General features: G+C 48.8%; 10 protein-coding genes. 8 read left to right on the top strand and 2 right to left on the bottom strand.

Annotated elements, in window-relative coordinates; genetic code table 11:
* From ABT56_RS14525 to ABT56_RS14490, 8 genes are all read left to right on the top strand, one after another.
* A partial coding sequence (locus ABT56_RS14525; protein WP_047879604.1) for a transketolase-like TK C-terminal-containing protein occupies positions 1 to 396 on the top strand: 396 nt, incomplete at its 5' end.
* Positions 397 to 917: 521 nt separating this feature from the next.
* Entirely contained in the window at positions 918 to 1394 is a 477-nt protein-coding gene (locus tag ABT56_RS14520) for a TetR/AcrR family transcriptional regulator (RefSeq protein ID WP_047879603.1), read from the top strand.
* 413 nt (positions 1395 to 1807) lie between these two features.
* Entirely contained in the window at positions 1808 to 2206 is a 399-nt protein-coding gene (locus ABT56_RS14515; RefSeq protein ID WP_047879602.1) for a DUF2170 family protein, read from the top strand.
* Positions 2206 to 2892, top strand: coding sequence for a PspA/IM30 family protein (locus tag ABT56_RS14510; protein WP_047879601.1), 687 nt, complete (start codon positions 2206 to 2208; stop codon positions 2890 to 2892). Before ABT56_RS14515 ends, ABT56_RS14510 begins: the two co-directional genes overlap by 1 nt.
* A gap of 34 nt (positions 2893 to 2926) precedes the next feature.
* Complete coding sequence (locus tag ABT56_RS14505) at positions 2927 to 3979, top strand: potassium channel family protein (RefSeq protein ID WP_047879600.1); 1053 nt, start codon at positions 2927 to 2929, stop codon at positions 3977 to 3979.
* Between the two features lie 14 nt (positions 3980 to 3993).
* A complete protein-coding gene (locus ABT56_RS14500) occupies positions 3994 to 4626 on the top strand; it encodes a YjfK family protein (protein WP_047879599.1) in 633 nt (210 codons plus the stop codon).
* Between the two features lie 20 nt (positions 4627 to 4646).
* Positions 4647 to 5063 carry a DUF350 domain-containing protein gene (locus ABT56_RS14495; protein WP_047879598.1) on the top strand — a complete coding sequence of 139 codons (417 nt, stop codon included), beginning with the start codon at positions 4647 to 4649 and terminating at the stop codon, positions 5061 to 5063.
* A 9-nt stretch (positions 5064 to 5072) separates the two neighbouring features.
* Positions 5073 to 5708, top strand: coding sequence for a DUF1190 family protein (locus ABT56_RS14490; RefSeq protein ID WP_047879597.1), 636 nt, complete (start codon positions 5073 to 5075; stop codon positions 5706 to 5708).
* Positions 5709 to 5912: 204 nt separating this feature from the next.
* Here the strand turns inward: ABT56_RS14490 and ABT56_RS14485 are convergent, their stop codons facing one another.
* Together ABT56_RS14485 and ABT56_RS14480 are read right to left on the bottom strand one after the other, a co-directional pair.
* Positions 5913 to 7325 carry a cytochrome-c peroxidase gene (locus ABT56_RS14485; RefSeq protein ID WP_084722298.1) on the bottom strand — a complete coding sequence of 471 codons (1413 nt, stop codon included), beginning with the start codon at positions 7323 to 7325 and terminating at the stop codon, positions 5913 to 5915.
* Between the two features lie 281 nt (positions 7326 to 7606).
* Complete coding sequence (locus ABT56_RS14480; RefSeq protein ID WP_047879596.1) at positions 7607 to 11161, bottom strand: hypothetical protein; 3555 nt, start codon at positions 11159 to 11161, stop codon at positions 7607 to 7609.
* Positions 11162 to 11191: the final 30 nt, after the last annotated feature.

Below are 11191 nucleotides of genomic sequence, written 5' to 3'. Positions count from 1 at the left end.
GCTGATATCGCCAAGGGTGGTTACATCCTGAAAGATTGTGCTGGCAAGCCTGAGCTTATCTTTATCGCGACAGGTTCTGAAGTTGAGCTAGCCGTAGAAGCAGCAGCACAGCTGACCGCTGAAGGCCGTCAGGTTCGCGTTGTTTCTATGCCTGCAACTGATGTATTCGACAAGCAAGATGCAGCCTACCGCGAAGCTGTACTGCCATCTGACGTGACTGCGCGTGTTGCTATCGAAGCGGGTATCGCAGACTTCTGGTACAAGTACGTTGGTTTCGACGGCCGCATCATCGGCATGAACACCTTCGGTGAGTCAGCACCTGCCGATGAGCTGTTCAAGATGTTCGGCTTCACCACTGAAAATGCAGTGGCAACGGCTAAAGAGCTTCTGGGCTAATTAATCCCCTAAGCGCTATTTGCAGCCTATAAAAACCAAAGCCAGACATATCGTCTGGCTTTGTTGTTTCTAGCAGCAAGCGAGTGCGATTATGCTAGCCATAATTAATGCCTTGATACAATTTAGGACAATAAATCAAAAGCATAGGGATACTGTTACCCCATATATAACAAAACCTAACCTATCGAACCATTAACTATATTTATTCAGATAACTAAGCAACGTTTGACCACCAACAAGCCCTCCACGTCGTTACAGCGCTGATTTTATTATGGCAACCTTTGTTAACAGCTAGCACAACTAGAAAATGAAAAACACGCCTTTTATATAATCATCATCATATAAAACTTGAGTAATTAACAAGTTACCCAACAACTATATTAGGTACACACGGTCAATTATAAAATCAGTTGATATGGCCCTATTAATCCCTAAATTCCATCCGGTTGATTCTACAATCCATATAGCGTACGCTGTACTTAAAATTGCACATACCACAATTTACAATAGGGATTCACCACGTGGCAAAAGTAACAGCGGAAGAATCGGCCAAAACCAGACACCGTATAACCCAAGCAGTTATTCACTGTTTACTCGACCCGCACATCGGTTTCGAAAAAATGACCTATACACGGCTACAACATATGACCGGCCTGTCACGCGGTGGGATCCTTAACCACTTCCACAAAAAAGATCATTTCCTCACCACACTCGATCTCGGTCAGGAGATATTCGCCTCTTTAATTGCCCCCCTTGATCTGACAAGCAGCGAAAGGCTAGCAGCATCATTTGGCAGAGCCATACAACAACCACGTTTCAAGGCTATCATTCAGTTACTGATCAGCAATAACTCCCAGCATTATGCCAAGCAACAAGCACAACTCGGCTGGCATCAGCTTGAACATCACATCGAAAGTCAGCTGGGAAAGCAAACCAAAGAAGATGTTCTTCCTCGCCTGCTAGGCAAGGGGATAAACCAGTTCATATTCCAGCAATAATAATAGATTTGGGATAGTTCATCGCCATATCAACACAAGTTCCATTATATTAATGCCTCAGCAAAACGGGGATATTGCAATCATTAAAACCTGTTCACTATCCAATTTCAGACAGACATCGCAAACCAAGATTATTCTTGTATGGAATAAATTAAAATAATCATATATGTCCTTCAGTTAATAAGCATCGTCATTCTTATTTTATATTTTAGTTTCAAACCTATTTAGATGTTATTTATCAATTTTTCACTGATTAAAGGCTTATATAAGCACTTGCTATATCATTTACAGAGACTGCTATTTACACCAATTGGACATATCGCTATAAACTATATCTTTTCAAGAAGTTGCAACCATAATATACTTACCTGCTACTAAGGCTTAGATTGCTTTTTTATTAAAAGGAAACAGGTATGAGTTGGCAACTACCCGAGCTAGCATCACTGCTAAGCGAACACGAAGGCTGGGACGTAGAAATTAACGGCCAGGCCCTTCGCATTATCAATGAAGATAACATCGAGGCTTTTCTTGCCGTAGCTGGTGAGCAAATTGTGGTCGAAGTTCTACTGTTCAGCGAGCAGCAAGTGATCGACCCTACCGCGCTTAATGCCTTCATCCTACGCACTCACAAAATCTTCCCGCTTTCGACTATCGGCATCAACGAAATCGAAGACAGCAGCTACTACGTTGCCTTCGGTTCACTGTCATCACAGTCAAAAGCAGAAAGTATCGTTATCGAAGTTGCGACTCTATTCCGCAATGTCGAAGCCTTTATTGACCTATACCAAGACCATCTGCAGGAGAACGCATAATGAGCGTCTGGAAAAAACTGTTTACTGCCCTTAAAGGTGGAGTTAACGAAACAGCAGAAGCTGTAGCTGACAGCCAAGCGTTGCGTATCCTCGATCAGGAAATTCGCGAAGCCAAAGACGAACTGCGCCGCTCTGACGAAGCCCTAGTGAGCATCGTTGCCAAGCGTAAGCTGTCACAACAAAAAGTGAACGGTTTCGAATCTGGTATTTCTGACTATGAAAGCCATGCCCGCAAGGCAATGGAACAAGGCCAACAGGAGCTTGCTCTTGAGTGTGCCCAGAAAGTCGCAAACCTACGCAACGAGCAGCAGGCCGAGCAGAACTACCTCGACCAGTTTGTCACTTCTGAAGAGCGCATGCGTACCAACATCAGCCAGGCTAAAGACAAGCTACGCCAGCTTGAGCAGCAAGTAGATGTTGTTAAGGCCAACGAAGCCGTGCAAAAAGCACAAGCTGCGGTATCTACCACCAATCTAGGTGCCAATACCAAAATGCACACAGCGGTAGAATCGCTAGAGCGTATCAAACAGCGTCAGGCAGAAAAATCCGCCGAGCTAGAAGCTGCTGAAGAAATGGCCGAAGAAAAATCAGGCTCAAGCCTAGACAAGAAACTGGCTGAAGCTGGTATTTCTTCTCCACGTCCATCTTCTGCCGAAGACGAGCTTAAGCGCATTCTAGGCCAGTAATCCTCCGTTACAAGCAGTAAAACAAGGAGCGACAATGACCTTATGGATGTTATTACGCCGCTGGGCTGCATCGCAGTTCCATTCCCTAAGCGGACGTAACCTCCTACTGCTAGTAATCGGTTATACGGTAGTCAGCTACATCTTGTTGCTGGCTACCGGCGAGCAGGCACTCACCAATACGCCGACAGATTTTCTCTACTACCTTGTTGTCAGCGCTTCCACGGTTGGCTATGGCGATATGTCGCCAACGACAGCAGCGGGAAAGTGGGCAATCATGCTGTTTGTGATACCTGGTGGGCTTGGCCTGTTTGCCATAACTGTTGGCCGTGTTGCCAGCGTACTTATCGATTACTGGAAACAAGGCTTAATCGGAAAAAGGACGCTTTCAGTGAAAAACCATATCCTCGTGCTGGGCTGGAACGGACCGCGCACCTTGCACCTGATCAAAATGCTGCAATACGAAGAAAAAGGACGCCGGGATATTGTTCTTTGCGTTCGCCCAGAGATGAACAACCCGCTACCGGGCGAAATCGAATTCGTACAGGTCAACACCTTCACCGATAGCGAAAGCATGGCTAGGGCTGGCGTCGATACCGCGAGCTGTATTCTGATCGACAACCCAGAAGACGATATCAGTCTATCTGCGGCACTCTTCTGTGCCCACCGTAACCCCAATGCCCATCTGCTGGCCTATTTCACCGATGAAACCCTCAGCAGTATTCTCAAACTTCACTGCCCCAACGCAGAATGTATTCCTTCAGTTGCCGTCGAGATGCTAGCCAAGGCGGCTATCGATCCGGGCTCGAGCGAACTGCATCATGAGCTGCTCAGCACCCACAAAGGAATGACCCAGTATGCCGTGCAATACCCACATACGGCATTGCCGACGACTGTCGGTGCATTATTCCCGCTATTCAAACAGCACCATGAGGCCATTCTCATTGCCATCGACTGTGGCAATGGCGTTGAACTAAACCCAAGCCTTAACCGCGATGTTCCTCCCGGCACCAAGATCTTCTATATCTCTGACGAGAGAATCGACCATTTTGACTGGCCGCGTTTGACCACGACAACTACAGCAAGTTAACTACCGGAGCCAATATGTTTAGCTGGTTCAAGAAAAAAGACAAAACACCACCGCCACCAAGCAGCCCTGAGATTCTAGGCCTGCGATTAGGCGGCGCTTTCGAGCTTGATAGCCTGAAACTTAGACTCATCGAACCCCAGTTAATTATCGAAGGGGCAGCCGAAACCCAGCTGATCAAAGCCGTTGGCGAGGTTCACCTCGACCACCAGACTCGCCTGTTACGTTTTTACACCGATGATGATGGCTTTATCCAAGTTTTGATTCACGGCAGCAGCGAAGCGGACATCAGCGAAGTCAAGCTTTACTATTTCTATGAATCACGTCCCATTGATACCGAAACCCAATGGAAAAAGATCCTCGACCACGACATCGTCCAGCCATTCTGGACACTGGAAGAGCATCGCTTCGAAAAAGTATGGGACAATATCAAACCCGTCGCGATGACAGAGAAAACCTGGTTCCAAGACGGTACGATCAGCGAAACCGACCAGTTTGTGATGGTCTACGACCGCGACTGTGGTGAAGGCCAGATGGAATCTCTGCTCATTGCCGGTGAAGAGAAGTTCATAGAGCAACGCCCTGAACGCTGTTTGGCGATCAGTACCGGCTTCGACCTGTCATCAACCGACTTTAAACTCATTGGCTAACAACACAACATGGATAACGCATGGAAGTAATTACTCACTCACTGGCTGGCCTTGGTGCCTTTTTGCTTTATTTTTCGCTTTCAATTGCCTTTTTGCTCTTGTTCAAATTTGTCTACGTCCGCTTCACACCGCACGACGAGTGGAAACTGGTTAAAGAGGACAAGAACATAGCTGCGGCTATCGGCCTATCAGGCTCAATCATCGGCTACTGCCTCGCGATTGCTGGAGCGGCAAGCAACTCTGTCAATATTATCGATTTTGCAATTTGGGGTGTCGTGGCGCTTATCGCACAGCTCCTTGCCTTTGCCATTATGCGTTTTGGCTTTATGCCGAAAATTGTCGAGCGCATTGAAGCCGGTGAAGTTCCTGCGGGTATTATGATGGCTGCGGTTTCGGTTTCTGTCGGGCTGCTCAACGCCGCCTGTATGACATACTAAGGAGCCGCCATGAAACGCAGTAAACAGGTCGTATTCGCCAGCATGCGCAAATGCTGGCGCCCTGCTGCCATGACGCCAATTACCGTTGCCGTGGCAACGGTTGCCATCACAGGGTGCAGCGATAACGATCGTAAAGCGACAATCTATCAGACGCTTACCGATTGCATCGATGACAACCCAGGCATGAGCCAAGAATGTACTACTGCCTATAAAAAAGCACTAACAGAGGCCGCACGTACAGCGCCGAAATACGACTCCCGCTATGCCTGCGAAACGGAATTCGGCAACAACGCCTGCATTCAGCAAGAAGGCAAAAGCTGGTTTATGCCAGCTATGGCCGGCTTCATGTTCTACCACATGTACGATAAGCACTCTGGCGGCTACGGCTACCGCTCGCAGCCAATGTTTACCTCGTACCAACGCGGTAGTGTCTTCTATAACGACTGGACATCTGCCGATGGCTACAACTACGGCAATACCTACAAGAAGACCACGGTCACTATCAGCGATGACCACATGAAACCCAAGGCAACCGTGAACAAGACCATCTCACGTGGTGGTTTTGGCTCTACGGTATCAGCCAAATCAAGCTGGAGCCGCTCTTCTTCAAGCAGTAAGAGCAGTAGCTGGGGTTGGGGCGGTTAATCACCTTTCAATTCCAACATATAAAAAGCCGCATACCAATTACTTACTGGTATGCGGCTTTTTTATATAACGTCATGTGATCCAAGAAGCAAACGCCCTCGTTAATAACAATGACAAGTTCATATCTCGTCAATGTTTGTTCCTTTGACATCACCTGCGCAAATCCCTTGCCGCAGGTTTTTTTTGCCCATCAAAGCAAAACGACTACTCAGAAGATACTGTCCCCGCTGACGCAGGCGGCTCTGATGATGAAGGAGGCTCCGACAGTGTAGTTCCCTGGGCAAAGGGATCTGAGAATATTGGGTTCACCAAAAACTTCTCGTCGGTCAACGTTTCCAGAAATGCAACCAGCGCCTCTTTTTCCTGCTGTGAGAGATTCATACGAACAGGCGCCCCGCCGACACGACCATCGCGAGTCAAATCAGGGCTCAGGATCCGATGACGCTGAATACCACTATTGTAAAACTCCACGACATCCATCAGCGTTGCCAACCTACCGTCATGCATATAGGGAGCCCCGACCTCAATATTCCTTAGCGAAGGGGATTTGAAGAATCCATTACCGCTGCCCTGATCTTCCGCATTGGTCCCATCCAATCCATTGACATGTGCTTGATCCATAGAAAAAGCCGTTGTCTGATGACAAGCAATGCACCCTAGCGATTGGCTTTCCCTTCCGGGGAAGCCGGTAAATAGCTGTAATCCCAGCATCTCCTGTTCGGTAAATACGGCAGAAAAATTCGGTTCATCCCACTCCCCTGCAACAAAAGCCTGATCAAACTTGGACTCATAGCTCACCATCGTTCGGATGAACTGCGCCAACGCCCGCGAAATACGGTCACTGGTGATCGCCTCATCTCCGAATACTTCCGTAAACAACGGCCCATAGAAGCTGGTTTGTGCCAACTTCACCTCAAGATCAAATAAGTTCATCCCCATCTCAACCTGATCCTGAATCGGCATCAGTACTTGCTCTTCAAGGGTACGGGCACGCTCGTCCCAAAAAAAACGGCCATTTTCATAGTAGGTCGCGTTGGTCAGACTCATTGAATGACGTCCAGTCTTCCCGCCATCGAAACCGTCACTGAATGTGTTCGGATCAGTAAACCCATGCTGCTGACCATGGCAAGATGCACATGCCAGACTATTGTTTGCCGAGAGCCTGACATCATAGAACAGTATCCGCCCCAGATTAGCACCCGCATTGGTTACTTTATTATCTGATGGCGTATTGTCTTGACGGTCAACGTTACCAAATGGGGCACTCACTCGAGTGTAATACTGGGGACGAGCAGCCAAATAAGCGACATAGTCATGTTTGGTTTCAAGATCAGGCAAAGGCAAACCGTCAATATCCACCACAGGTTTTGGGGGCGGCGGAGGGTCAACAGGCTCTTCGGCGGGAGGTTCAGACGATTCGGGAGGAGGTGTAGGGGAAGGCGATGGGACTTGCGGCTCTTCACCAGATCCCTCCTCCGTATCAGTATTGGGCGGGGCAACGATTTCACTTTCGCTGGACTCGCCTGACAATACATCGGTTTCTTCAGCCGCATCTTCACGGCAGGCACTTAGCGTTGCCAGCAAGGCAATTGCCAGCCAGTATCTAGAACTACTCATCAAACACTCCAACCTAGCCAATGATTGTATTTGTTTGTGGTTATTTATGGCGGTGTGCCCCTGTTATCAGGAACTCGATTTTTATATTTTCCACCGCAAAGCCCTATTGGACTCTCTCCAAGTAACCTCTATTTTCTTGGGTCTATTCCAAACATTAGTGGCCAGGGAAAATCTTGTTTCTGACAAGTGAGAGCTCTTTACGTAACGGCACGACTTCACACCAGAACAAATAAAAAAAGCGCCGATCTCTCAGCGCTTTTTATCAACATTCTAGTAAGCTCTTATGGCAAGAACACCGCCAACTTATCTCTGACAGGTCGTGAACTCTCCCCGTCAAAAATAGCCAATAGCTCTTTGCCATTTGGCTGGGCGGCCAAGATATCAACCAGCACCTCCCGCCGCTCGGGATAAAGAAACGACAGGCATTCCCGCAACTCGCCATTGGCTGCCAACTGAACAAAGAACGGCCCCAAACTGTCGCGGTAATGAATAATCGCCCAGAGCACGAGAAACTTGCGTTCTACCGGTAAGGCTAGCATTTTCTCCACTAACCACCCGCTTACCGCCGAGCGGTGATCCCGCTCATTGGCTTCGAGATAATCCATCAAGGTCCATTCACCGCTTCGGACCAGCTCCGCCATGTAACCACACGTCGCATATTCGGCGATCACCTTGTAGCCACGGTAGCTGTGATTGCCCAGCAGTGTAAGTAAGCGCTGACGACGCTCCTCGTCAATACACCACAAAAAGTGGCCAATGCTGTAGTTGTAGCCGTAGTTGTCGAGCCCAGCCATCAAGTTATCAGTAAGGTACGTATTGAACAACGGCCCAACTGAGTCATAGCTCATTTCGCCGGATAAATAGCCGAACACCGCCTGATGCAACTGCGCCTCCCGTTCAGGCTGGGTAGGCAAACGCCCAATCGCATCAATAATCTCTTGGTGGTCAATACTTTCGTCTAGCAATACTAGAACCCCTGACAGACGGATATCCTCGGTTGTTGTTATCAAGTCTCGATCCGTCTTGATAACAACATTACGATTTCCCTGCCGCTGCATGACCGTCACCGGCACCCAGTCATATCCGTCACAGCGTGACCTACCGAGTTTATCAACCTCAGGGTGATAATTGATATCCAAGTGATACTGCTTTGGCAGATCCTCCACAAACCCTTTGAACAAACACGCTTTGCCCCAGCGCTGGGCCAATACCTCCTCCCACGAATTGGCGTTAAGCGAAATAAAAATTTGCATCGCGCGGGCAAAATCATCCCCAAGCTCGAAGACGTAATCAGGGTTATAGAGCGACGCGTGGAAGTGATAGTTAACCTTGTGGCACTCGTAAATAGAATCCAGTCCATCAATCAAGGCCTGCGCCCTGCGTTTATCAGCTTGGGCGAACATACTGGTACTGGTTGAATGAAGATCATCGACTAGCTCAACCAAAGCATGGTATTGCCGCTCTTTGCTATAGAGAGTACGGCACTGCTGCAGCTCGCTGGCCAGCGTGTAGGACTCGGCAATACCGTGGTATTTATTGAGCATTTCGTAAAACTCAATTTCCTCCAGCCGATTTGCAAATTTCAGCCCGCGTCCTTCATGGGGATAGACCTGGCTTATTTGACAAATAACCTTGACCGGCGCCATTGCCACCAGCAACTCCCACAATCGTTTTGCCTGCGTTGCTATCGGCAGCGACAACTGCTTGAGCCAATAACAACACAGCACTACCCGCTGAAACTCATTGGCACAATAGCTGAAAAAACGATAACAGTGCTGCTTTTCACTGATTGCAGGGAAACTCAACGTTGTTCGACAATGAACATCATCACGGTGCAAATGCCGATTGAGCAAATCCAATACTTCTTCTTGCGATAGCGTGGTCTGCTGGGCGGTAAAATAATCTTCAATCGCAGCCACATCAGCACCGGACAACCCTTGGCTGTCACTTTCATCCGCAACCTCAGCCTGCCGCAGCATTAGCCGACACACCTTGGCAAAAAGATCCTGACTGATATAGGCCGCCAACCCCATCGTCTGCTCATCCCCCACCCGGGCAACATAATCACCATGGAGCAGGTAGGCCGCAAGGGTGCAGCTACCAAGATCGGGGGCACTATCCCATCGCGAGACCTCGTAGCATGCACGCTCAACAGACAGCTTATCAGCCTGCCTTAACAGGCGCTGGTCGACCTTTTTATCCATATCGGAAAATTCACCCAGCACTGCCGCCAACTGCCGCTGCTGACGCTGGTTCAATGGCCCGTCGCACTCTCCTTGGTCCGGTGCATAGCGCTCCCAGAAAGCCTCTTCCGAGATTACCGCTCGGTATTCATCATTGCCGATCAGACATTCGCACGTTTCGTCAGACAATGGCTGCTTGCCAAGCAAATGATAGAACATATCAACAATCCGCAGCATCACCTGATCATAATACTCTCGACGCTCTTCTTCACCCTCGGCCCTCACACTGATCTGCGAGACGAAACCATCAGCCAACTCGGTTTCCTGCACCTCGCCGTCAACCAGCAAGCTCCTACCAACATGTTCCAGCACCTCATGGAGGTTTTCTCGCAGGCAATCATTGCTTCCGTAGTTCCAACAGGCCTCATCCAGCACATCATTCAAGGTGAGCGCATGGGACTTTGCCTGCTGCCAAATATTCACCCCACCAAGCTTCTCCAATACATCGCTGGCACGGCCAGTGTAGATATACCCGGACATTTCCGTGCCAAACGGCAGGCTGGCAACGAACTCGTTGATCATATTGATCCCGCCATTATGGCGATAAAGGGCTGCCTGTCTCTGCTCATAAGCTTCATGTCGGGCATTCTTTTGAAACACACTGCCCGCATAGGCAACCAGCGGCGTCTCTATACTTGCACGCAGTTCCCGCTCTAAATCCAGAGCTTCATTTTCCAACGAATCGACAATGAATGTGCGGGCTAGTAACCCTTCACGGTGGCGCGGTTCGTACCGGCACAGGCACAATTCGGCAAACAATGTTTCATAGATAAAGCGAACCGGCTGCATATCCTCAAGCGAATCTTCTTCGCCATAACGGGCAAGCATTGGTTGTGCGGCAAAACGCTCGGCAACCAGCGCCTTGAAACGCGGGTAGCGCTCAGGATTCTGCTGCAAGAAATCCCCTAATGGCTGATAGGACGACTCACGTCTATCAAAACTCATACCATAGAAGGCGAAACGAAATTCAGGACTGTCACACCAGACAAACGCCCTCATCATCGCATCTGACCAGCCATGCTCTTCCACCAAAGAAGAGAACATCAACTCGTACCCCGTTGCATGTTCATCGTCCCAGTAAGGAATAAAGAACTGAGCCAAATACACGGCATCATTAGGATCGAGGCGGGCCATAATATAGAGAGCCTCGGCACCGAATACTCGCATATCATCGACCCACATCGCCGAGGTGTCATTATAAAAGCGGGAGTAATCGACCATCGCCTGTGCCGTATCGCGCACAACCGACTTTAGCCCGTCATATTCAAGCGCAATCGCGAAGAAAATCGCTTCGGAGATATAAAGATCTCGCGCCTCGCTGGTCACGTCTGAGATGTCAAATCCCCCGTCGGGAGTATGATTAAGTGCGTCAACGATCAACTCGGCATATTTACTGTCGGTGATTTGGAGGTAACGGGATTCGCCTTCGCTAATATCCATAAATGCCACATTGAACTGCAGCATATAGCATCCCGTATCTATGAATGCCTGACGGGTACGGAGCAAATCCTGGTAGCGTATAAGGGCGGAGGCAATGCTTGACTCTTGGGTGCGATCAAAAGTGACAATAGTTGTCTTCTGAAATTCGTTCATCGATATCTTTTTGTTTTAACTATTATTTCG

The organism is Photobacterium aquae, assembly GCF_001029445.1.
GTDB classification, from domain to species: Bacteria; Pseudomonadota; Gammaproteobacteria; order Enterobacterales; family Vibrionaceae; genus Photobacterium; species Photobacterium aquae.
Note: the sequence above shows the minus strand (reverse complement) of the source record. Positions and strands in the feature narration are given on the sequence as shown.

Coding starts and splice junctions, on each gene's coding strand:
- ABT56_RS14505 (WP_047879600.1), top strand. CDS start 2,927: ATGACCTTATGGATGTTATTACGCCGCTGGGCTGCATCGCAGTTCCAT.
- ABT56_RS14510 (WP_047879601.1), top strand. CDS start 2,206: ATGAGCGTCTGGAAAAAACTGTTTACTGCCCTTAAAGGTGGAGTTAAC.
- ABT56_RS14485 (WP_084722298.1), bottom strand. CDS start 7,325: ATGAGTAGTTCTAGATACTGGCTGGCAATTGCCTTGCTGGCAACGCTA.
- ABT56_RS14490 (WP_047879597.1), top strand. CDS start 5,073: ATGAAACGCAGTAAACAGGTCGTATTCGCCAGCATGCGCAAATGCTGG.
- ABT56_RS14515 (WP_047879602.1), top strand. CDS start 1,808: ATGAGTTGGCAACTACCCGAGCTAGCATCACTGCTAAGCGAACACGAA.
- ABT56_RS14480 (WP_047879596.1), bottom strand. CDS start 11,161: ATGAACGAATTTCAGAAGACAACTATTGTCACTTTTGATCGCACCCAA.
- ABT56_RS14495 (WP_047879598.1), top strand. CDS start 4,647: ATGGAAGTAATTACTCACTCACTGGCTGGCCTTGGTGCCTTTTTGCTT.
- ABT56_RS14500 (WP_047879599.1), top strand. CDS start 3,994: ATGTTTAGCTGGTTCAAGAAAAAAGACAAAACACCACCGCCACCAAGC.